The following is a 21,148-nucleotide window of genomic DNA, read 5'->3' on the forward strand; positions in this document are numbered from 1 at the left end:
TCGGGTTGATCTAACCTTGGCGAATCGCGAATTCGTGGCGGGATCACCAGGGCCATCGACATGCAGCAAAGCGCCGTGCTGACCGTCTTCATGCCGCTGGTGATCGTCATCATCATGCTCGGCCTCGGCCTGTCGCTGACGGTCGCCGACTTCCGCAAGGTGCTGGCGCGGCCGAAGCCGGTCATCGTGGCGCTGGTCTGCCAGACGCTCGTCCTGCCGGTCGTCTGCTTCGGCATAGTCCAAGCAATGGCCCTGCCGCCGGCGCTCGCAGTCGGCATGATGCTGCTCGCCGCCAGTCCGGGCGGAACGTCCGCCAGCCTCTACAGTCACCTCGCCGGGGGCGACGTGGCGCTCAATATCATCGTCACCGCGATCAATTCGGTCCTGGTGGTGGTCACCCTGCCGATCATCGTCAATTTCTCGCTGGTCGCCTTTTACGGCGAAGGGATGGTGATCCCCTTGCAGTTCAGCCAGATCCTGCTGTTCCTCGGGCTTGTCGTCGTGCCGGCAATCATCGGCATGGTTGTCCGCCGCGGGTATCCCGAACTGGCCGACCGGATGGAACGGCCGGTCAAGATCCTGTCGCTCGTCTTCGTCGTGGTGCTGGTGCTCGTGGCGGTCGCGCGCGAATGGAACACGCTTCTGACCTGGGGCCCGGTTGTCGGGCTTGCGGTGCTCGCCTTCAACCTGGTCAGCATGGCCGTCGGCTACTGGGTGCCGCGCTTCTTCAACCTCGACGAAAGGCAGTCGATCGCCATCTGTATGGAGATCGGATTACACAACGCCGTGCTGGTGATCACGATCGCGCTGAGCAGGGATCTCCTGAACAATCCGGAGATGGCCATACCGCCGGCACTTTACGGGCTGGTCGCCTATATCACCGCCGCAATCCTCATCGCATGGATGAAGCGCCGGCCAAGGGCTGCGGTAAGCTCAATTCAACCGTAGACGGACCGGTAGGCCTGATAGAGCATCTCGCCGCGGTCGGCCCTGAGGTCGACGAGATCGCGGTTGGAGAGGCTTTCGATCTCGCTAACCAGCCGGCGATACCTGGCGCGCTTGGCGAGCCTGTCTTGCGCTCGGCCGATAAGGTTGGAGAAGACCATCGCATTGTCCTTTCGGCGCCGGCCCATCCGGCGCGCTGCTTTCCTCGTTCTGCAAGCATGACATAGCGATGCTGCACTGCAAAATATACTGCTGCATCGCAGCAATGCATGTTTTGCATGGCGATCCCTGGAGTTGTGAGCCGTAATGCATGTCGCCCAAGTGCAGTGGTTTGGGCAAACGACATGCATGAAAATACGTTGTCGGCGGCGGCTCCATGTCCACCGCTGCCGCGGCAGCCTTTCAACCGCCGATCACAACGACGAAGACGCGGCTCATGGCCTCCCGTCCCTTGATGACATGGGTTAGCCGACCGGGGAACTGGAGATAGTCCCCCTCACCAAGAATCACCACGCGATCCGCGATGCGGATCTCCACCTCGCCGCTGAGAACCAGGAATATTTCCTCCCCCGAATGGTGGCCCTCACTGGGGCGCTCCGCCTCGGCGGCGATCTCGACAAGGAAAGCGCTGACCGCGCGATTCTCAGAAGGGCGGCTCAGCATGGTGTAGAGATAGCCGCCGTCTTCGACCGGGGCCCTGTGCATCTTTCTGTCCCGACGCCGCACGACATGGAGCGCGTCCTCGTCCAGGGTCTCGCCCAACAGCGACGAGACGGACGTGTCGAGGGCGGCCGCCAGCCTGATCAGGGCCGCTACCGAGAGCGACTTTTGGCCTCGCTCGAATCGCGAGAGGTGCCCCTTGCTCAATCCCGTCTGCGCCGCCAGCTGATCGAGCGTGATGTTCCTGCCAATGCGCAAGGCGCGGGCATGAAAACCGTAATTGGCGATGCCCTCGCTCGGGGTCCCTTCTTGTTTATTCAATTTTCGTCGCTCTGTTGTCTCGGTTGTCCTGGGGGGCACCGGGAGAGATAGCAGCTTCGGCCGCGACCGTCGACGGCAGGGATCAAATGCAAAGGCTCAGATGAGTTTTGGCGGCGCGAGGCTTGCGTGTTCGACCTTGCCTTGGTACATAGTTGCCTTATGGACAACTAAGTTGTCCATCCGCGTCAGTAGAAGCGGCCGATGGTCGCTCTCGTATATCGGCACCGGAGGAGGGCATTTGCGATGAGGTCGGGACGTGTGGATGCCCTTCATCTTGCGCCGCGCTCCTTCCTGCCGATGAAGGCAGCAGGGGAACTGCTCCTTGTTGCGGGCAAGGGCGTGGAGGGCGATCGTTACGCAACCGGGGAAGGCTTCTATTCCGACCGTCCGGAAGAGGGGCGGCAGGTGACGCTTTTCGAGGCAGAGACGCTTGAAGCGCTCTTGCGCGACCACAAGGTGACACTCGGCACCGCCGACCATCGCCGAAACATCACGACGCGCAACGTGCCGCTCAATCATCTGGTCGGCCGCAGGTTCAGGATCGGCGGTGCCGTCCTGGAAGGAACCAGGCTGAGCACCCCGTGCCGTCATATCGAGCAGATAACAGGGCAGGAGATCTTCACGCTCCTGCTCAATCGCTCGGGGCTGCATGCGCGCATTCTCGAAGGCGGTCGCGTTCGCTTGGGCGACGCCATCATTCCGGAGTGAACGGTGCCCAAGCTGATCCACAGGGTGACGGTCAAGATCGTCGGCATGGAAGCGGTCTGCGACGATGTCGTCGCGATCGAGCTAGCCGATCCCGATGGATGGAAGCTGCCGCCCTTCACGGCGGGCTCCCATATCGACGTCCACCTGCCGAATGGAATGGTGCGCCAGTATTCGCTCATCGGCGACCCTGCCGAGGCCGATCGGTACCGGATCGCGGTCCGGCGCGAGGATGGTGGGCGGGGAGGCTCGTTGTGCCTTCATCGCCATGCCGGCGTGGGAACCATCCTGCCGGTCTCATTGCCGCGCAACTGTTTCGGGCTGGCGGCGGCCCGAAGGCACGTGATGATCGCCGGAGGCATCGGCATCACGCCTTTCCTGTCGATGATCCCCGAGATCGAACGAGCGGGAGCCGACCTCGAATTGCATTTCTGCTCGCGAACCCGGGCGGACACGCCGTTCCTGAGACAGCTCCAGCCCCTCGCGGTAAGCGGAAGGCTGATCCACTATTTCAGCCGGGAAAGGGAACCCCATCGTATCGATCTGGCTGCCGTCCTGAGCGCGGCTGCGCCCGACGCTCACGTCTATTGCTGCGGTCCTTCATCCCTGATTCATGCTGCTCAGGCGATCGCGGGGACCTTGCTGCCGGAAGGCAGGCTTCACGTCGAGCATTTTGGCCCGACCGTCACGACGACAGGCGCCGCCTACTCGCTCGAGCTCGCCAAAACCGGCCGAAGGATCGAGGTTCTCGAAGGGATGACGATGCTGGATGCGTTGCGGCGAGCCGGCGTCGACATGCCTGCGTCCTGCGAAGCGGGCGTATGTCTCGACTGCAGAATACGGTTCCTGGACGGCGAACCGATTCATCGTGACCTAGTCATGAAGCCTGCCGAACGGCGGCAATTCCTGACGCCCTGCGTCTCCGGATGTTCGAGCGCGACGCTGGTTCTGGATCTTTGAGGAGGGGAAGAATGACAGAAAAACCCGATGCGACCGTCGTGCTCGTCCACGGCTCCTGGGGAGGCGGATGGGTCTGGGACGAGGTGGTCGCAAGCATGACCGGCGCAGCCGGGCGTATCCTGGTGCCGACGCTGACGGGCCTCGGCGACCGGACCCATCTCATCGATGAGAATATCGATCATGAGCTCCATGCGGAGGACGTGATCCAGACGGTCGAATTCGCCGATGCCGCCGCCATCGTTCTCGTAGGGCACAGCTATGGCGGACTTGTCGCCAGCGCGGTCGCCTGTCGCATCCCGGAGAAAATCCGATCACTCGTAATCGTCGACGGCTTTTTGGCCGAGACCGGACGCTCCGTCTTCGACCTGCATCCTGAAATCCGTGCCATCACCGAACCGCTGCTGAACCCGACGGCGCCCTGGCAGATCATGCCCTTGCCGGCCTCCGCCCTTGGTCTGCCGGACGGGCCGCAGGCGGAGCGTCACGACGCCAGGACTCGTCCCATGCCGATCCGGACACATTCCACGCCGTTCCGTCATGACATGGCGCGGCTGACGACAATCGACCGGCACTACATTCGATGCACGGATTTTCCGATCTTTGCAGCGACGGCCGAGAAGGCTGAACGGCAGGGCTGGCGTCGGGGCGACATCGAGACAGGCCACATGGTCATGTTCACGCAGCCCGGTGAACTTGCCCGCAAGATCGAAGAAATCGCGACAATGGAGGGGTGATATGAAGAACGAACATGATGTCGTCATCGTTGGCGCGGGTCCTGTCGGGCTCTGGCTTGCGTGCGAATTGGGGCTTGCCGGCGTCGACGTGGCTCTGATCGATCGGCGTGACGAACCGGCGCGCCAATCGCGGGCTCTGACCATTCACGGGCGGACCTTGGAAGTGTTCGCGTTGCGGGGGCTGGAGGCACGGTTCCTCGGCTCCGGCAGGCCCATTCCGACGGGGCATTTTGGCGTGCTCGACACCAGGCTCGATTTCTCGCCGTTCCGCAGCCGTTATCCTTTCACCCTGTTCATTCCGCAAGCCACGACCGAGGCCATGCTCGAGGAGCGAGCGCGCGAGCTTGGGGTCCATATCATGCGCGGCTGGACGGCAATGGGCCTCGATGACGCCGGAGCAAACATGGTCGTGCACGCCGAGGGAAAGGAAGGCCGTATTAGGCTTTCGGCTTCTTACGTCGTCGGGGCGGACGGTGCGCGCAGTTTCGTGCGGCGAGAAACAGGCATTGGGTTCGAAGGCTATCCGGCTACGCAGACGCTCGTCCTCGGCGATGTAGTGCTCGGCGAGCCCTTGCCGAAACCGGTCATCTCGTCGGTCAACTCACAGGGTTGTGCCATGGTGGCGCCGCTCGGCGACGGTGTTCATCACCGCATCGTCCTGCTCGATCCCGACAGAAGCGGTGTCCCGCAGAACGAGCCGCTCACCCTCGACGAATTATCGGCTTCGGCGCGCAAAATCCTCGGAAGCGACTTCGGCGCGACGGATGCCATCTGGCTTTCCCGCTTCACCGACGAGACACGGCTTGCGCGCACCTATCGCAAGGGCAGGGTTCTCCTTGCAGGCGATGCCGCTCACATCCACATGCCCGCAGGCGGCCAGGGCATGAATGTCGGAATCCAGGATGCGATGAATCTGGGCTGGAAGCTGGCAGCCGTCGTCAAAGGTTCGGCGCCTGAAAGTTTGCTCGACAGCTACGAGCGCGAACGGCGTCCGGTCGGCGAACGGCTGTACGCCAACACTCTGTCCCAGACAGCCTTGGTCAGCGCCTTCAGCCCTTCCGGTCAGGCGCTGCGCGTAACCATGGAAGCGCTGCTCAAGATACCCGCCGTGAACAGGTACCTGGCCGGAGAACTCTCCGGCTTCGATGTCGCCTATGACGAGGCCGCGGGATGCAGCGCGCAGGACGGCCGCCTGCTTCCCGGGAGCCGCGTTCCCGACGTCGAGCTGGCGACGAAGGAAGGAGAGCTGGCCGGGCTGCACAGCTTCTTGGCCGGCGGCAAATGGCTGCATCTGTCGCTGGCGGCGGGGACGACCGCGCCACGCCCCGACTGGCTGGGCGACCGGGACGTCCTTGATCTTCGCGTATCCTCCGAGGACGAACTGTTTGCGGGCTACTCCGCTCTCCTGGTCCGTCCCGACGGCTATCTTGCCTCGGCGGCCTGAAGCGGATGGTTCAAGGAAAGGAATCTTCAATGCAGCGTCTCAATCCTTCCACCATGGCGCCGCCCGTCATGGACCTCTACTCCCAGATTGTCGTGTCCCCCGCCGGTGCGCGCCTGGCAGCAATCTCCGGCCAGGTGGCGATCGACGGCGAAGGCGCGCTCATCGGTCCGGGCAGCCATGCCAAGCAGGCACGTCAGTGCGTCCTCAACATACGCCTTGCATTGGACGCGATTGGAGCGGAGCCATCCGACATATTGCAGATGCGAATCCATGTCGTGGACCACTTGCCGGCCCGCATCGAGGAGATCTTCGGTGCCGGTCGTGACATTTTCGGCGAGGATTGGCCGCTCTGTGCCAGCACATATGTCGGAGTTGCATGTCTCGGTCTGCCCGAATGGCTGGTGGAGATCGATGCCGTCGTCGCGCTTCCGCAATAGCATCCGCCCCACCGAGCGGTAGGCGCGATCCCTGGACACGCTTGCAGGCTCGGAGGTGAAACTCTGGACGGCAAGGCAGGATCACTCAACGCGGGGACGAGGGCAGCTCAAAGCTACCGCTCACCACAACGACTTCTTATAAGCCTCGTCGAGCCACGCATCGGTCTCCGCGGCGGGCTCGCTGAGTGCCAGCTGATCCTTGAGGATCGTGCCGAGCGTCGGCAGCGTCGAGCGGTCGATCCAGGTGTCGGGCTTCCACAGCTCGGAACGCATGAAAGCTTTGGCGCAATGCATGTAGGCGGCCTTCACCTTGACCACGATGACGCTGATCGGGAGGCGCCCTTCGACCGCCATGCTTTCGCGCAGCACCTGGTCGGTGGTGATCCGGGCTTCGCCGTTGATGCGAAGCGTCTCGTTCATGCCGGGGATCAGGAAGAGCAGGCCGACCGCGGGATTGACGAGAAGGTTTTCAAGCGTGTCGAGCCGGTTGTTGCCGGGCCGGTCGGGTATGGCGATCGTGTTGTCGTCGAGTATGGCGACGAAGCCGGGCTTGTCCCCCTTGGGCGTGACGTCGCCATTGCCGTCGCCGTCGGAGGAGCCGATCAGCACGAACGGGCTTTTTGAGATGAAGCCGCGGCAGTGGGAATCGAGAGCCCTCAACTCCTTGCGCACCGCGCCGTCTCCCGGCTGCTTGTAGATCGAGCGCAGTTCCTCGCGTGTGCCGACGAACTCCATGGATCTCCCCCTCCCGTGACGTGGAGCGACGTTACTTCGGTTCGGTCGACGTGAAAACCCGTCGCGACCGTGCGCTACTTCTGCATGCGCTCGTCGAGCGAATGGCGCATGATCAGGGGCATCTGGCTGAAGGTGAAGACGAGCGTGATCGGCATGATGCCCCAGACCTTGAAAGCCACCCATGCGTCGGTCGAGAACGTCCGCCACACGATCTCGTTGACGACAGCCAGAAACAGGAAGAACAGGCCCCAGCGGAAGGTGAGCTTCTTCCAGCCTTCGGCGTCGAGGCGGAAGGCCGAATCGAAGACGTAGCCTAGCAGCGACTTGCCGAAGACAAGTCCGCCGAGCAGCACCGCGCCGAACAACGTATTGACGATGGTGGGCTTCATCTTGATGAAGACGTCGTCCTGCAGCCAAAGCGTCAGCGCGCCGAACACGAAGACGACCACGCCCGATACGAGCGGCATCAGGGGCAAGGTGCGGGTGAGGAGCCACGAAGCGGCGAGCGCGATTCCCGTCGCCACCATGAAGAGGCCGGTCGCCAGGAAGATCGGGCCGCCGAACTCGCCGAGCGCCGGGAAGCGCGCGATCAGGGCTTCGCCGCGGGTGTTGGCGAAGAAGAAAACCAGCAACGGCCCGAGTTCGAGCGCGAGCTTCAGGAGCGGGTTGATTTCCTTCTTCTTCGGATCGGTGGGGTCGCGTTCGAGGATCGGTTCGTTCATGATCACGCCACTCCGGCGATCGCCTTGGCGAAATCGCTCGCGGAAAAGGGTTCGAGGTCGTCGACCTGTTCGCCGACGCCGATGAAATAGACCGGCAGTTTATGCTTGGCGGCGATGGCCACCAAGATGCCGCCGCGAGCCGTGCCGTCGAGCTTGGTCATCACCAGCCCGTTGACGCCCGCCACGTTGCGGAAGATCTCGACCTGGTTCAGCGCGTTCTGACCGGTGGTGGCGTCGACCGTCTGCAGCACGGTATGCGGCGCTTCCGGATCGAGCTTGCCGAGCACGCGCACGATCTTCTCGAGCTCCGCCATCAATTCGGCCTTGTTCTGGAGGCGGCCGGCCGTGTCGATGATCAACACATCGGAACCGGCCTCCTTCGCCTTCTCGAAGGCGTCGTAGGCGAGGCCCGCCGCGTCGGCGCCGAGCTTGGAGGACACGACCGGCGAGCCGGTCCGCTCGCCCCAGATCTTCAATTGCTCGATGGCCGCGGCCCGGAACGTATCGCCCGCCCCGAGCGTCACCGACAACCCGCCTTCGGTCAGCTTGGCTGCGAGCTTGCCGATCGTCGTCGTCTTGCCCGTGCCGTTGACGCCGACCACCAGGATCACGTGCGGCTTGTGCGAGAGGTCGAGTTCCAGCGGGAGCGCGACAGGCTTCAGCACCTTCTCCACTTCCTCGGCCATGATCGTGCGGACCTCCTCGTCCGACACGTTCTTGCCGTAGCGGCCGGAAGCCAGGGCGTCGGTCACGCGCAGCGCGGTCTCGACGCCGAGGTCGGCGCGGATCAGCACGTCCTCCAGGTCCTGTAACGTGTCTTCGTCGAGCTTGCGCTTGGTGAAGACGCCGGCGATGTTGCCCGAGAGTTCCTTGGACGAGCGCGACAGGCCCTGCTTCAGCCGCTGGAACCAGGAGAGCCTTGGGGCCGTCTCGGCGGGTTTGGCAGGTACGGCTTTCTCTTCGACCTTCTTGCTGACGGTGACCCTGCCGGCAGGTGACGGGACGGCGCCTCGCGTCTGGTCGGCAGATGGCGAATCGGGAGCGTGCGGCGCTTCTTCGACGGTGTCAGGTTCTGCGGCATCCCCACCCCGATCGGCTACGCCGATCGACCCTCCCCTCGAGGGGGAGGGAGGCGTCGGCGCGGCGTCATCCGGCGAGCCCGAAACGGGCGCGGCGTCCTCTCCCCCTTCGAGGGGAGGAGGGCCCCCACGGATCTTGCCTTCGGCAAGCTCGAGGGCGGGCTCTATGCCAGAGGGGGTGGTCTCGGCAGCGCGCGGCGCTTCCTCGATAACATCAGACGCAGACGAGCTCGCTTCCTCCTCCTCATTGAGGGGAGGGAGCGGCACCCGTTCCGTGGTGGTCAGCGCTTCGACGGCAGTGCCAGGTTCTTCGGCGACCCCACCCCGATCGGCTACGCCGATCGACCCTCCCCTCGAGGGGGAAGGAGACGTCGGTGCGGCCGCTAACGTCTCTGCGGCGCTTGGCGTCTCTTCAGCGGCAGCCTTGGTCGGCGTGTTGGGAGAAGGGGCCGGGGGTGCTGGTGGTGGCGGTACTTCGTCCGGAGCCTGCTCGGGCTGCGGCTCGGGTATCGCCGGTTCGACTTCCGGCCGTTCAGGCTGGGGCTCCGCAGCCGGTTCGGCTGGCGGTGTCGGGACCTCGACGGGTGGCTGCTGAGGCTGCGGCGCCGGGGGCGGCGCGGGCGGTGCCGGCTGCGGCATCTCCGGCGTCTTCTCGGGCTCGACAGGCTCGGGAGCCGGAGCCGGTTCAGGTGGGGGCGGCGGCGCCGGTTGCGGCTCCTGCGGGACGGGGCCAGCCTGTTCGGGCTGATCCAGTGGCCGCAATTCCTCCGCCGCCTGGTCTGCGGCCTGCTCTTTCTCCTCGGCCTGCTTGCGGCCAAAGGAGAAGACCTTTTTGATGAAATTGAACGCCATCGATCGTTCCGTCAGGCCGCGCGCGCGGCGAGGGGGGAAGCCAGGAGCTGGCGCCCGTCATGGCCGGTCACCATCGCGTCGATGATATCGCCGGGGCCACCGCCGGCGATCGCTGCGAGGGTGAAGCCCTCGGTGCGGCCGAGCCCGTCGCGCTCGACGAGCAAAGACTGGCGCGTGCCGGAAAGGGCGGCGAGATGCGCCTGGTAGGCTCGTTCGCCCGCGGCGCGAAGGCGCGCGGCCCGTTCCTTGACGACGGCGCGGTCGACCTGCGGCATGCGTGCCGCCGGCGTTCCCTGGCGCGGAGAGAAGGGGAAGACGTGGAGATGCGTGAGGCCGCATTCCTCGACGATCCTGAGCGAGTTCTCGAACATCGCCTCGGTCTCGGTCGGGAAGCCGGCGATGATGTCGGCGCCGAAAACGATCTCAGGACGAAGCCGGCGCGCCTCATCGCAGAAGCGGATGGAATCGTCGCGCAGATGGCGCCGCTTCATGCGCTTCAGGATCATGTCGTCGCCCGCCTGGAGCGACAAATGGAGATGCGGCATCAGCCGCCTCTCGTTCGCCACGGCGTCGAGCAGATCGTCGTCCGCCTCGATCGAATCGATCGAGGAAAGGCGCAGCCGCCGGACGTCGGGCACTTGTTTCAGTATCGTCTTCACCAGCCTGCCGAGCTTCGGGGCGCCCGGCAGGTCGGCGCCGTAGCTCGTGATGTCGACGCCGGTCAGCACCACTTCGGCGTAACCGTTGCCGGCGAGCCGCTTCACCTGCTCGACCACCGCGCCCATCGGCACCGAGCGCGAATTGCCCCGGCCGTAGGGAATGATGCAGAAGGTGCAGCGATGGTCGCAGCCATTCTGGACCTGCACGAAGGCGCGGGCGCGGCCCTCTATGGCGTCGACCATATGGGCGGCGGTCTCGCGCACGCTCATGATGTCGTTGACGCGCGCCTTCTCCGTGTCGTTGACGCCGAAATCGGGGAGCGCCCGGTAACTCGATGACTTCAGCTTCTCCTCGTTGCCGAGAACGAGGTCGACCTCGCCCATCGCCGTGAACGCGGCCGGGTCGGTCTGCGCCGCGCAGCCGGTGACGATGATGCGGGCGTTCGGGTTGTCGCGACGCGCCTTGCGGATGGACTGCTTGGCCTGCCGTACGGCTTCGGCCGTGACCGCGCAGGTGTTGAAGATCACCGCGCCATTCTTGAGCGCGCCGAGCCCGGCCGTCTCGGCCTCGCGGCGCATCACCTCGGATTCATAGGTGTTCAGCCGACAGCCGAATGTGACGATATCGACAGCCATCAGGCGACGTCCTGCCGGTCGCGGTCCCATCCGCCGGTGGCCGGATCGAAGGTGCCGGAGAATTCCCACTCGGCCGGGCCGGTCATGACGACATGGTCGTCGTCGCGCCATTCGATGGAGAGCGGACCGCCCGGCACGGTCACCGTGACCTTGCGCCCGGTTCGCCCTGTGCGCGCGCCGCTGACGGCTGCTGCGCAGGCTGCCGAGCCGCAGGCCCTGGTGAGGCCTGCACCGCGCTCCCAGGTGCGGATCGTCATGGCGTCCGGCGCCGTCACCTGGGCGATGGTGATGTTGGCCCGCTCGGGGAAGATCGGATGGTTCTCCAACAGCGGCCCGAAGCGATCGAGCTCGTAGGACCAGACGTCGCGATCGACCCAGAAGATCGCGTGCGGATTGCCCATCGATGCGACCGACGGGGAATGCAGCACCGGATCGTCGATCGGGCCGACCTGCAGCTCGATCGCGCGGGTGTCGTGGAACTCCTCGGCAAGCGGGATGTCCTTCCAGCCGAAACGCGGTACGCCCATGTCGACGGAGATCAGGCCGTCGGCATGCTCCTCGGCTGTCAGGATGCCGGCGATCGTCTCGAAGGTGTAGCGCTTGCGCCCGTTCTCGGCTGCCAATGCCTGCACCACGCAACGCATGCCGTTGCCGCAGGCCTGCGCCATCGACCCGTCGGAATTGATGATCTCGACATAGTTCTGCGTGCCCGGCGTGCGCGGGTCGTGGATCGCCATGATCTGGTCGAAGCGGGTGGCGGGGTCGGCATTGAGCGCGACCGCGGCGGCGGGCAACACGCGATCCGCGCGCCCGCGCATATCGGCGACGATGATCTCGTTGCCGAGCCCGTTCATCTTGGCGAATTGCGCTCTCGCGGTCATTCTAGGGCTTGTTTCCCCAAGGCCTGTTCCGTTTGGGCGCTATATGGCGGAAACCAGCGGGAATTACCAGTGCAAGCAGGCTCAGGCTATGGCGATGATGCCGAAGAGGACGAGCAGGAACAGGACAAGCACGACGACGATGAGGAGGCGCGCCGCCGTCAGGGCAGTGCCGGCCAGCGTATTGAAGCCAAGCAGGCCGGCGATCGCGGCCACGACGAGAAGAATGAGGATCCATTTGATCATCGGGTACTTACCTCCATCGCGAGTTGAACGTAGCGGAGGCGGGATAGGTTCCTCGCTTATGCGGGCGCGCGGTCGAGCGACGAAAGCGGAGGTCTGCGCGAAAACCGTGGCAGAAACGCAACAATTGCCGGATAGATACGCTATTTTAACCATGTGATGTTGCAATTTCGCCAACATCGCAGATTTGGTTGCGATGATCAGGGTCGGCCGAAGCGCAAGGAGCTTCGACGGAGGGTGTCATGAATTTCTCGAAGATGGGCGCGGTTGCGGTTTCGTTGGTGGCTTTGACCGTGGCGGGGTGCTCGAGCTCGCGGTTTTCATCGCTGGAGTCGCAGCCTGAACCGCTGACGCCGGCGCCGTCGGGCACCGTCACCGGTTCGCAACTGCCGCCGCCGGCACAGCCGGGTACCTTCCCGCCCGCACCGGGTGCCGGCACCAACGTCGCCGCGCTGCCCCCGCAGCCGCCGGCCGACGCGCCCGACCTCACGGCCGCGAACGTCGCCGGTGTGTGGAATGCCTCCGTCTCGGGGCAGAGCTGCAAGGTGGCGACGCCGCAGACCAAATTCGGCGCCGGTTTCCGTGCCGGGCCGTTGCGCTGCCCGGCGCCGCTCGACGGGGTGAAGGCGTGGAACGTCTCGGGCAAGCAGCTCACGCTCTATGACGAGAGCGGCAGCACGCTCGCGCGCCTCTATTCCTCGGGCGCGGAGAAGTTCGACGGCCAGACCGAAGGCGGAGTTCCGATTTCGCTCTCCAGGTAATCAGGTAATAAAGCGCCCCTGGCCCTTCGCTTCCGGAACATCTGATGCACCACCTGCGCGACGGCATACAGACGCACCCTTCCGTCGTGCAGCGCTACCGCCATCTCGTCGAGACCGGCGCCATCGGCCATGACGGCGCGCAGGAAGTCGTCGCCAAGGCCCTCGACCGGCTGATCGGCGAGATCGCGGAAAAAAGGCTGGCGGCAAAATCCAGTTCCCTCGGTTGGTTGTTCGGCCGCAAGCGCAAGCCGGAGCCGGTCAAGGGCCTCTACATCCATGGCAGCGTCGGTCGCGGCAAGACCATGCTGATGGACATGTTCTTCGAGCTGGTGCCCGTGCGGCGTAAGCGCCGCGCCCATTTCAACGATTTCATGGCCGATGTGCATGACCGCATCCAAAAGCAGCGGGCAGCGCGCAAGAATGGCGAGACCAGACAGGACGATCCGATCCCGCCGGTCGCCAAGGCGCTTGCCGAAGAAGCCTGGGTGCTCTGCTTCGACGAATTCACGGTGACCGACATCGCCGACGCCATGATCCTGTCGCGGCTGTTCTCGGCGCTTTTCGCCGAAGGCGTGGTGCTGGTGGCCACCTCCAACGTGGTGCCCGACCAACTCTATCGCGACGGGCTGAACCGGCAGCTCTTCGTGCCTTTCATCGCCATCCTGAAAGAGTACGCCGACGTGCTGTCGCTGGACGCCAAGAAGGACTACCGGCTGGAGAAGCTGGACAACCTTCCGGTCTATCTCACACCGCTCGGGGCGGAGGCCGACGCCAGGATGGATGCCGCCTGGGCGACGGCAACGGAGGGGCATGGCATCGCTCCGGCCGAGATCGTGGTGAAAGGACGTCATGTCCCGATCCCGAGGGCGGCCGGCTCGGCCGCTCGCTTCACATTCCGCGACCTTTGCGAAAAACCGCTCGGCGCGCGCGATTATCTCGCGATCGTGGAGCGCTACGACACGATCTTCCTCGATCACGTGCCGGTGCTCGCCGAAGCTCGGCGCAACGAGGCCAAACGCTTCATCCTGCTCGTCGACACGCTCTATGACCGCAAGGCGCGGCTGATCGCGAGCGCCGAGGCTCCGCCGCAAGGGCTCTATGTCGGCAAGCGCGGGACGGAAGCCTTCGAGTTCGACCGCACCGCGTCGCGGCTGATCGAGATGCAGAGCCGCGACTGGGCGATGCGCTCCGGCCCACATCGGGAGGAGGTTGGCGTCGAGCAGGCTTGAACGGTCGGCGCAAGCAACCCCTCATCCGACCTCGCTTCGCGAGGCCACTTTCTCCACAAGGGGAGAAGGGAGGAGTTTGGCATGAGCGCTCCTCGCCAATCGCAAACGTTGGCGATTGGCATCGGCGTTGCGGTGGGCCTTCCCTTCTCCCCTTGTGGGAGATGAGGGGTGCGCCGCAACCTGTTAGCTACAGCTCATACACATACATGACGAAGGGCTCCGTCTTTGTCTCGCCATGCGTCTCGTAAAGCCGGCGTGCCGGGATGTTGTCCATCTCGGTGCCGACCCACGCCTCCTCGCAGCCGAGCTCGCGACCGAGCGCGAACATCGCTTCGAGCATCCGGCGCGCGATGCCCTGGCGGTGGAAGAGGGGCGATACGCCGACCTCGTCGATGTAGAGTTCGGTGGGCTTGTCGGGATGGCGGTGGATGACCGCGGCGGTCTGGCCGATCACCGTGCCGTCATGCACCGCGACGATCATGTGGTGGCCGGGTTGCCCGAGATAGGCCGCGAGCCGACAGGAATCGACCGTCTCGTCGAAGACCTCCTCTGCGACATGTCCGAAGAGATTGGCGTCGCCCGGTCCGACCCGCCTTATTTCGATCTCCATGCTGTGGTCCTCTACCGCGAGCGATCCGAAATTCTTACCTTTACGTAAATGCCAGACAATCTAAACGATTGAAAAACCTAGCGCTCAAAGAATCGGTTGAATATTGCGACCCATGGGGCTATCTGCAGCGCTGAAATCCCGGCCCTTCCGGCCTGTCCTTTTATGCCCACCACAGCGCCGTCCGTGACGGTTCAGACAAGGGATACTCTCCAACATGGCTCGTAACAAGATCGCCCTCATCGGCTCAGGCATGATCGGTGGCACACTCGCCCATATGATCGGCCTCAAGGAACTCGGCGACGTCACGATGTTCGACATCGCCGAAGGCATTCCGCAGGGCAAGGGCCTGGACATCGCCCAGTCCTCGCCGGTGGATGGCTTCGACGCGCGCTATTCCGGCGCCAACGACTATTCCGCGATCGAGGGCGCCGACGTCTGCATCGTGACCGCCGGCGTGCCGCGCAAGCCGGGCATGAGCCGGGATGATCTCCTGGGCATCAATCTGAAGGTCATGGAGCAGGTCGGCGCCGGCATCAAGAAATACGCGCCGAAGGCTTTCGTGATCTGCATCACCAACCCGCTCGACGCCATGGTCTGGGCGCTGCAGAAATTCTCCGGCCTGCCGAAGAGCCATGTCGTCGGCATGGCCGGGGTGCTGGACTCCGCTCGCTTCCGCTATTTCCTCGCCGAGGAGTTCAAGGTTTCCGTCGAGGACGTGACCGCCTTCGTGCTGGGTGGCCATGGCGACACGATGGTGCCGCTCACCCGCTACTCCACCGTCGCCGGCATTCCGCTGCCCGACCTCGTCAAGATGGGCTGGACCTCGCAGGAGAAGCTCGACCAGATCGTGCAGCGCACCCGTGACGGGGGCGCCGAGATCGTCGGTCTGCTGAAGACCGGATCGGCCTATTACGCGCCTGCCTCCTCGGCGATCGCCATGGCGGAAGCCTATCTTAAGGACAAGAAGCGCGTGCTCCCCTGCGCGGCCCATCTCGGCGGCCAGTACGGGGTCAAGGACATGTATGTCGGCGTGCCGACCGTGATCGGCGCCGGCGGCATCGAGCGCATCATCGAAATCGACCTCAACAAGGCGGAGCAGGCGATGTTCGAAAAGTCGGTCGCCGCCGTGCAGGGCCTGTGCGAGGCCTGCATCGGCATCGCGCCGAATCTCGGCGCGAAGTAAGGAGGCCTTGCCCGTGAATATCCACGAATACCAAGCCAAGCAGTTGCTCAAGGGTTACGGCCTTCCCGTCGCCGAGGGCGTTCCCGTGCTGAAGGCAGAGGAAGCCGCCGCGGCGGCGGCCAGCCTGCCGGGACCGCTTTACGTTGTGAAGAGCCAGATCCATGCCGGAGGCCGCGGCAAGGGCAAGTTCAAGGAGCTCGGCCCGGACGCCAAGGGCGGCGTGCGGCTCGCGCGCTCGGCCGACGAGGTGGTGGCCAACGTCAAGGAGATGCTCGGCAACACGCTCGTGACCAAGCAGACCGGCCAGGCCGGCAAGCAGGTCAATCGCCTCTATATCGAGGACGGCGCCGACATCGACCGGGAGCTCTATCTGTCGATCCTCGTCGACCGCACGGCCGGCCGCATCGCCTTCGTCGTCTCGACCGAGGGCGGCATGGACATCGAGCAGGTGGCTCATGACACGCCGGAGAAGATCGTGACGCTGGCGATCGACCCGGACAAGGGCGTGACCAGCGAGGATGTCGCCAAGCTGAACGACGCGCTGAAGCTCACCGGCGAGGCGGCCAAGGACGGTGGGAAGGTGTTCCCGGCGCTCTACAAGGCATTCGTCGAGAAGGATATGAGCCTGCTCGAGATCAACCCGCTGATCGTCATGACCAACGGGCGGCTCAGGCTGCTCGACGCCAAGGTGTCCTTCGACAACAACGCGCTCTTCCGCCATCCGGACGTGCTGGAGCTGCGCGACACGACGGAAGAGGACCAGAAGGAGATCGAGGCCTCCAAATACGACCTCGCCTATGTCGCCCTCGACGGCAATATCGGCTGCATGGTCAACGGCGCCGGTCTCGCCATGGCGACCATGGACATCATCAAGCTCTATGGCGCCGAGCCGGCGAACTTCCTCGATGTCGGCGGCGGGGCGTCCAAGGAAAAGGTGACGGCGGCGTTCAAGATCATCACCGCCGATCCGGCCGTGAAGGGCATCCTGGTCAACATCTTCGGCGGCATCATGAAATGCGACATCATCGCCGAAGGCGTGGTGGCCGCGGTGAAGGAAGTGGGGCTCAAGGTGCCGCTGGTCGTGCGCCTCGAAGGCACCAATGTCGATCTCGGCAAGAAGATCCTGCGCGAGAGCGGCTTGAACGTCACGCCGGCCGACGATCTCGACGACGCGGCCAAGAAGATCGTCGCCGCGGTGAACGGATAGAGCCGTCGCGGGCAGGCAGGGCGCTCACGGGAGCGCCCCCGCCACGCGATACGGTCCCACCCCAATTCGAACGGAAACGGCATGTCCATTCTCGTCAACAAAGATACCAAGGTCCTGGTCCAGGGACTCACCGGCAAGACCGGCACCTTCCATACCGAGCAGGCGCTCGCTTATCACGGCACCAAGATGGTCGGCGGCATCCACCCCAAGAAGGGCGGAGAGACCTGGACGGGCGCCGGCGGCGAAACCCTGCCGATCTTTGCCTCCGTGGCCGAGGGCCGCGACAAGACCGGCGCCAACGCGTCGGTGATCTATGTGCCGCCGGCAGGTGCGGCCGAGGCCATCATCGAGGCGATCGACGCGGAGATCCCGCTCATCGTCTGCATCACCGAGGGCATCCCCGTGACGGACATGGTCAAGGTCAAGGCCAGGCTGGACAAATCCAAGTCGCGCCTCATCGGTCCCAACTGCCCCGGCGTGCTGACCCCGAACGAATGCAAGATCGGCATCATGCCCGGCAACATCTTCCGCAAGGGTTCGGTGGGCGTCGTTTCGCGTTCGGGAACGCTTACCTACGAAGCGGTTTTCCAGACCACCAATGCCGGGCTCGGCCAGACGACGGCCGTCGGCATCGGCGGCGACCCCGTCAAGGGCACCGAGTTCATCGACGTGCTGGAGATGTTCCTGGCCGACGACGAGACGCAGTCGATCATCATGATCGGCGAGATCGGCGGCTCGGCCGAGGAGGATGCGGCGCAGTTCCTCAAGGACGAAGCCAAGCGCGGCCGCAAAAAGCCGATGGCCGGCTTCATCGCCGGCCGCACGGCGCCTGCCGGCCGCACCATGGGCCATGCCGGCGCAGTGATCTCCGGCGGCAAGGGCGGCGCGGAAGACAAGATCGCGGCGATGGAAGCTGCGGGCATCCGCGTATCGCCGTCGCCGGCGCGCCTCGGCACCACGCTGCTCGAGGCGATCAAGGGCTGAAGAACAAGGCGGCGGCTTCCCAGCGGGCCGCCGCCCGGTCATTGACGGACAGGTCGCGAAAGACGAGCCGGGCCATATTGAGGGCACGGTTACGGGAAAGAACGGACCTGTTCGATGGAAGCGGCAGAGCCCGCGCAAAAGGAGACGGAGCAAAAGCTCCGATTTGAAGATGGCACGGCAGGATCAGGCCAACGACCAATTTTCCCTCACCTCGTTCCTCTACGGCGGCAATGCCGATTACATCGAGGAGCTCTATTCCAGCTACCAGGACGATCCCTCCTCGGTGAACGAGGAATGGCGTGATTTCTTCTCCGGGCTGAAGGACGAGGCAGGCGACGTCAGGAAGAACGCGGAGGGCGCGTCCTGGTCGAAGCCCAATTGGCCGATCGCCGCCAATGGCGAGTTGGTGTCGGCGCTGGACGGCAATTGGGGCCAGGTCGAGAAGCACCTGGAGAAGAAGGTGCGCGACAAGGCCGCGGCCGGCGGCGTGTCGCTCAGCGACGGCGACGTGCTGCGGGCGACGCGCGATTCCGTGCGCGCCATCATGATGATCCGCGCTTATCGCATGCGCGGCCACCTCCATGCCGATCTCGACCCGCTCGGCCTCGCCAAGCCGATCGAGGACTACAACGAACTGTCGCCGCTCACCTACGGCTTCACCGAGGCCGACTACGACCGCAAGATCTTCATCGACAATGTGCTGGGGCTCGAATACGCGACCATCCGGCAGATGCTGGAGATCCTCAAGCGCACCTACTGCTCGACGCTCGGCGTCGAGTTCATGCATATCTCCGATCCGGAAGAGAAGGCCTGGATCCAGGAGCGCATCGAAGGCGTCGACAAGGGCATCGCCTTCACCGACGCCGGCAAGAAGGCAATGTTGCACAAGCTGGTCGAGGCCGAAGGCTTCGAGCAGTTCATCGACGTCAAGTACAAGGGAACCAAGCGTTTCGGTCTCGACGGCGGCGAGGCGCTGATCCCGGCGCTGGAGCAGATCATCAAGCGCGGCGGCTCGCTCGGCATGGAAGAGATCGTGCTCGGCATGGCCCACCGCGGCCGTCTGAACGTGCTTTCCCAGGTCATGGGCAAGCCGCATCGCGCCATCTTCCACGAGTTCAAGGGCGGCTCCTACGCGCCGGACGACGTCGAGGGCTCGGGCGACGTCAAGTACCACCTCGGCGCCTCGTCGGACCGCGAATTCGACGGCAACAAGGTGCATCTGTCGCTGACCGCCAACCCCTCGCATCTCGAGATCGTCGATCCCGTGGTGATGGGCAAGGCGCGCGCCAAGCAGGACCAGCTCTACGGCCGCAAGCGCGAGGAGATCGTGCCGCTGGCCGAGCGCGCCAGGGTGCTGCCGCTGCTGCTCCACGGCGACGCCGCCTTCGCCGGCCAGGGCGTGATCGCCGAGATCCTCGGCCTCTCCGGCCTGCGCGGACACCGCGTCGCTGGCACGCTGCATTTCATCATCAACAACCAGATCGGCTTCACCACCAATCCCCGCTTCTCGCGTTCGTCTCCCTATCCGTCCGACGTCGCCAAGATGATCGAGGCGCCGATCTTCCACGTGAACGGCGACGATCCGGAAGCCGTGGTCTACGCGGCCAAGATCGCGATCGAGTTCCGCATGCGCTTCCACAAGCCGGTGGTGGTGGACATGTTCTGTTATCGCCGCTTCGGCCACAACGAAGGCGACGAGCCCGGCTTCACGCAGCCGATCATGTATCGCTCCATCCGCAATCATAAGACCACCCTGCAGCTCTATGCGGAGAAGCTGATCGGCGAGGGACTCGTCACGCAGGCCGAAGTCGATGCGATGAAGGCCGAGTGGCGTGCCCATCTCGAGACCGAGTTCGAGTCGGGCCAGAGCTACAAGCCGAACAAGGCCGACTGGCTGGACGGCGCGTGGACAGGGCTCCGGACCGCCGACCAGCAGGACGAGCTGCGCCGCGGCAAGACCGCCGTGCCGGTGAAGACGCTCAAGGAGATCGGCAGGAAGCTCACCGAAGTTCCCAAGGATTTCGAGGTCCACCGCACGATCGGCCGCTTCCTCGACAATCGCCGGCAGGCGATCGAATCCGGCGAAGGCATCGACTGGGCGACCGGCGAGGCGCTGGCCTTCGGCTCGATCCTGCTCGACGGCAACCCGATCCGCCTCTCCGGCCAGGATTCCGAGCGCGGCACCTTCTCGCAGCGCCACTCCGTGCTTTACGATCAGCGCGACGAGAACCGCTACATCCCGCTCAACAACCTGTCGGCGGCGCAGGCCAATTACGAGGTCATCAACTCGATGCTCTCGGAAGAGGCGGTGCTCGGCTTCGAATACGGCTATTCGCTGGCCGATCCGAAAGCGTTGACGCTGTGGGAAGCGCAGTTCGGCGATTTCGCCAACGGCGCTCAGGTGGTGTTCGACCAGTTCATCTCGTCGGGCGAGCGCAAATGGCTGCGCATGTCGGGCCTGGTCTGCCTGCTGCCGCATGGCTATGAAGGGCAGGGGCCGGAGCATTCCTCGGCCCGACTGGAGCGCTTTCTCCAGCTTTGCGCCGAGGACAACATGCAGGTGGCCAACGTCACCACGCCGGCCAACTATTTCCACATCCTGCGCCGGCAGCTTAAGCGCGACTTCCGCAAGCCGCTGATCCTGATGACGCCGAAGTCGCTCCTGCGCCACAAGCGCGCGGTTTCGACGCTGGCCGAGATGTCGGGCGAAAGCTCCTTCCACCGCTTGTTGTGGGACGACGCGCAGTACCAGGACGGCCAGTCGATCAAGCTGGTCAAGGATTCCAAGATCCGCCGGGTCGTCCTGTGCTCGGGCAAGGTCTATTACGATCTTTACGAGGAGCGCGAGAAGCGCGGCATCGACGACGTCTATCTGCTGCGCGTCGAGCAGCTCTATCCGTTCCCGGCCAAGGCGCTGATCACGGAGCTGTCGCGCTTCCGCAACGCGGAGATGGTGTGGTGCCAGGAGGAGCCCAAGAACATGGGCGCCTGGTCGTTCATCGACCCCTACCTGGAGTGGGTGCTCGCCCATATCGACGCCAAGCACCAGCGCGTGCGCTATACCGGCCGGCCCGCGGCGGCGTCCCCCGCGACCGGCCTCATGTCAAAGCATCTGGCGCAGCTCGAGTCCCTGCTCGAGGACGCGCTCGGCGAACAAAGCTAAA

At 64.5% G+C, this 21,148-nt stretch carries 21 protein-coding genes; 12 read left to right on the plus strand and 9 right to left on the minus strand.

Going from position 1 to position 21,148, the window contains the following annotated elements; translation table 11 throughout:
- Positions 1–60 precede the first annotated feature (60 nt).
- A complete protein-coding gene (locus ACCO56_RS27600; RefSeq protein WP_433644125.1) occupies positions 61–948 on the plus strand; it encodes a bile acid:sodium symporter family protein in 888 nt (295 codons plus the stop codon).
- Here the strand turns inward: ACCO56_RS27600 and ACCO56_RS27605 are convergent.
- Together ACCO56_RS27605 and ACCO56_RS27610 are read right to left on the minus strand one after the other, a co-directional pair.
- Entirely contained in the window at positions 939–1,133 is a 195-nt protein-coding gene (locus ACCO56_RS27605; protein ID WP_433644126.1) for a hypothetical protein, read from the minus strand. The genes ACCO56_RS27600 and ACCO56_RS27605 overlap by 10 nt on opposite strands.
- A gap of 214 nt (positions 1,134–1,347) precedes the next feature.
- Positions 1,348–1,926, minus strand: coding sequence for a helix-turn-helix domain-containing protein (locus ACCO56_RS27610; RefSeq protein ID WP_433644127.1), 579 nt, complete (start codon positions 1,924–1,926; stop codon positions 1,348–1,350).
- Between the two features lie 243 nt (positions 1,927–2,169).
- On the opposite strand from ACCO56_RS27610, the gene ACCO56_RS27615 reads away from it, so the two are divergent.
- From ACCO56_RS27615 to ACCO56_RS27635, 5 genes are read left to right on the plus strand one after another with little or no spacing between them, the layout of a single operon-like run.
- Positions 2,170–2,634, plus strand: coding sequence for an MOSC domain-containing protein (locus ACCO56_RS27615; RefSeq protein WP_433644128.1), 465 nt, complete (start codon positions 2,170–2,172; stop codon positions 2,632–2,634).
- Positions 2,635–2,637: 3 nt separating this feature from the next.
- On the plus strand, positions 2,638–3,591 hold the full coding sequence (locus ACCO56_RS27620; protein ID WP_433644129.1) for a PDR/VanB family oxidoreductase: 954 nt from the start codon (positions 2,638–2,640) through the stop codon (positions 3,589–3,591).
- A gap of 11 nt (positions 3,592–3,602) precedes the next feature.
- The gene (locus ACCO56_RS27625) at positions 3,603–4,325 is read left to right on the plus strand and encodes an alpha/beta fold hydrolase (protein WP_433644130.1); all 723 of its coding nucleotides are present in this window, start codon (positions 3,603–3,605) and stop codon (positions 4,323–4,325) included.
- 1 nt (position 4,326) lies between these two features.
- On the plus strand, positions 4,327–5,769 hold the full coding sequence (locus ACCO56_RS27630; protein ID WP_433644131.1) for an FAD-dependent oxidoreductase: 1,443 nt from the start codon (positions 4,327–4,329) through the stop codon (positions 5,767–5,769).
- A gap of 29 nt (positions 5,770–5,798) precedes the next feature.
- The gene (locus ACCO56_RS27635) at positions 5,799–6,206 is read left to right on the plus strand and encodes a RidA family protein (protein ID WP_433644132.1); all 408 of its coding nucleotides are present in this window, start codon (positions 5,799–5,801) and stop codon (positions 6,204–6,206) included.
- Positions 6,207–6,326: 120 nt separating this feature from the next.
- Here the strand turns inward: ACCO56_RS27635 and ACCO56_RS27640 are convergent, their stop codons facing one another.
- The 6 genes from ACCO56_RS27640 to ACCO56_RS27665 form a co-directional block, all read right to left on the minus strand.
- On the minus strand, positions 6,327–6,941 hold the full coding sequence (locus tag ACCO56_RS27640) for a pyridoxamine 5'-phosphate oxidase family protein (protein ID WP_433644133.1): 615 nt from the start codon (positions 6,939–6,941) through the stop codon (positions 6,327–6,329).
- Positions 6,942–7,015: 74 nt separating this feature from the next.
- Entirely contained in the window at positions 7,016–7,663 is a 648-nt protein-coding gene (locus ACCO56_RS27645) for a septation protein A (RefSeq protein WP_433644134.1), read from the minus strand.
- Between the two features lie 2 nt (positions 7,664–7,665).
- Positions 7,666–9,084: a signal recognition particle-docking protein FtsY gene (ftsY, locus tag ACCO56_RS27650; RefSeq protein ID WP_433644166.1), complete on the minus strand. Its 1,419-nt coding sequence runs from the start codon at positions 9,082–9,084 to the stop codon at positions 7,666–7,668.
- Positions 9,085–9,605: 521 nt separating this feature from the next.
- Entirely contained in the window at positions 9,606–10,889 is a 1,284-nt protein-coding gene (mtaB, locus tag ACCO56_RS27655; RefSeq protein ID WP_433644135.1) for a tRNA (N(6)-L-threonylcarbamoyladenosine(37)-C(2))-methylthiotransferase MtaB, read from the minus strand.
- Positions 10,889–11,770 carry a diaminopimelate epimerase gene (dapF, locus tag ACCO56_RS27660; RefSeq protein WP_433644136.1) on the minus strand — a complete coding sequence of 294 codons (882 nt, stop codon included), beginning with the start codon at positions 11,768–11,770 and terminating at the stop codon, positions 10,889–10,891. Before dapF ends, mtaB begins: the two co-directional genes overlap by 1 nt.
- Before the next feature lie 81 nt (positions 11,771–11,851).
- Positions 11,852–12,013, minus strand: coding sequence for a DUF1328 family protein (locus tag ACCO56_RS27665; protein ID WP_433644137.1), 162 nt, complete (start codon positions 12,011–12,013; stop codon positions 11,852–11,854).
- Positions 12,014–12,252: 239 nt separating this feature from the next.
- On the opposite strand from ACCO56_RS27665, the gene ACCO56_RS27670 reads away from it, so the two are divergent.
- Entirely contained in the window at positions 12,253–12,771 is a 519-nt protein-coding gene (locus ACCO56_RS27670; RefSeq protein WP_433644138.1) for a protease inhibitor Inh/omp19 family protein, read from the plus strand.
- 44 nt (positions 12,772–12,815) lie between these two features.
- Entirely contained in the window at positions 12,816–14,000 is a 1,185-nt protein-coding gene (zapE, locus tag ACCO56_RS27675) for a cell division protein ZapE (RefSeq protein ID WP_433644139.1), read from the plus strand.
- Between the two features lie 187 nt (positions 14,001–14,187).
- On the opposite strand, the gene ACCO56_RS27680 is transcribed toward zapE, so the two are convergent.
- Positions 14,188–14,610: a GNAT family N-acetyltransferase gene (locus ACCO56_RS27680; protein WP_433644140.1), complete on the minus strand. Its 423-nt coding sequence runs from the start codon at positions 14,608–14,610 to the stop codon at positions 14,188–14,190.
- 214 nt (positions 14,611–14,824) lie between these two features.
- Here ACCO56_RS27680 and mdh point away from each other — a divergent pair, with 214 nt between their 5' ends.
- The 4 genes from mdh to ACCO56_RS27700 all read left to right on the plus strand — a co-directional run bounded on the left by mdh (position 14,825) and on the right by ACCO56_RS27700 (position 21,147).
- Positions 14,825–15,793, plus strand: coding sequence for a malate dehydrogenase (gene mdh, locus ACCO56_RS27685; RefSeq protein WP_433644141.1), 969 nt, complete (start codon positions 14,825–14,827; stop codon positions 15,791–15,793).
- Positions 15,794–15,806: 13 nt separating this feature from the next.
- Positions 15,807–17,000: an ADP-forming succinate--CoA ligase subunit beta gene (gene sucC / locus ACCO56_RS27690; RefSeq protein ID WP_433644142.1), complete on the plus strand. Its 1,194-nt coding sequence runs from the start codon at positions 15,807–15,809 to the stop codon at positions 16,998–17,000.
- Between the two features lie 81 nt (positions 17,001–17,081).
- On the plus strand, positions 17,082–17,984 hold the full coding sequence (gene sucD, locus ACCO56_RS27695; RefSeq protein WP_433644144.1) for a succinate--CoA ligase subunit alpha: 903 nt from the start codon (positions 17,082–17,084) through the stop codon (positions 17,982–17,984).
- A gap of 169 nt (positions 17,985–18,153) precedes the next feature.
- A complete protein-coding gene (locus tag ACCO56_RS27700; RefSeq protein WP_433644145.1) occupies positions 18,154–21,147 on the plus strand; it encodes a 2-oxoglutarate dehydrogenase E1 component in 2,994 nt (997 codons plus the stop codon).
- Position 21,148 lies beyond the last annotated feature (1 nt).

Origin of the sequence: Mesorhizobium sp. 1B3 (genome assembly GCF_050958605.1) — a bacterium.
Lineage (GTDB): Bacteria > Pseudomonadota > Alphaproteobacteria > Rhizobiales > Rhizobiaceae.

Excerpts from the sequence above, each read along its gene's own strand:
- ACCO56_RS27630 (WP_433644131.1), top strand. The coding sequence starts at position 4,327 with ATGAAGAACGAACATGATGTCGTCATCGTTGGCGCGGGTCCTGTCGGG.
- ACCO56_RS27635 (WP_433644132.1), top strand. The coding sequence starts at position 5,799 with ATGCAGCGTCTCAATCCTTCCACCATGGCGCCGCCCGTCATGGACCTC.
- ACCO56_RS27600 (WP_433644125.1), top strand. The coding sequence starts at position 61 with ATGCAGCAAAGCGCCGTGCTGACCGTCTTCATGCCGCTGGTGATCGTC.
- ACCO56_RS27605 (WP_433644126.1), bottom strand. The coding sequence starts at position 1,133 with ATGGGCCGGCGCCGAAAGGACAATGCGATGGTCTTCTCCAACCTTATC.
- ACCO56_RS27625 (WP_433644130.1), top strand. The coding sequence starts at position 3,603 with ATGACAGAAAAACCCGATGCGACCGTCGTGCTCGTCCACGGCTCCTGG.
- mtaB (WP_433644135.1), bottom strand. The coding sequence starts at position 10,889 with ATGGCTGTCGATATCGTCACATTCGGCTGTCGGCTGAACACCTATGAA.
- ACCO56_RS27640 (WP_433644133.1), bottom strand. The coding sequence starts at position 6,941 with ATGGAGTTCGTCGGCACACGCGAGGAACTGCGCTCGATCTACAAGCAG.
- sucD (WP_433644144.1), top strand. The coding sequence starts at position 17,082 with ATGTCCATTCTCGTCAACAAAGATACCAAGGTCCTGGTCCAGGGACTC.
- dapF (WP_433644136.1), bottom strand. The coding sequence starts at position 11,770 with ATGACCGCGAGAGCGCAATTCGCCAAGATGAACGGGCTCGGCAACGAG.
- ACCO56_RS27645 (WP_433644134.1), bottom strand. The coding sequence starts at position 7,663 with ATGAACGAACCGATCCTCGAACGCGACCCCACCGATCCGAAGAAGAAG.
- mdh (WP_433644141.1), top strand. The coding sequence starts at position 14,825 with ATGGCTCGTAACAAGATCGCCCTCATCGGCTCAGGCATGATCGGTGGC.
- ACCO56_RS27670 (WP_433644138.1), top strand. The coding sequence starts at position 12,253 with ATGAATTTCTCGAAGATGGGCGCGGTTGCGGTTTCGTTGGTGGCTTTG.
- ACCO56_RS27615 (WP_433644128.1), top strand. The coding sequence starts at position 2,170 with ATGAGGTCGGGACGTGTGGATGCCCTTCATCTTGCGCCGCGCTCCTTC.
- ACCO56_RS27680 (WP_433644140.1), bottom strand. The coding sequence starts at position 14,610 with ATGGAGATCGAAATAAGGCGGGTCGGACCGGGCGACGCCAATCTCTTC.
- ACCO56_RS27700 (WP_433644145.1), top strand. The coding sequence starts at position 18,154 with ATGGCACGGCAGGATCAGGCCAACGACCAATTTTCCCTCACCTCGTTC.
- ACCO56_RS27665 (WP_433644137.1), bottom strand. The coding sequence starts at position 12,013 with ATGATCAAATGGATCCTCATTCTTCTCGTCGTGGCCGCGATCGCCGGC.
- zapE (WP_433644139.1), top strand. The coding sequence starts at position 12,816 with ATGCACCACCTGCGCGACGGCATACAGACGCACCCTTCCGTCGTGCAG.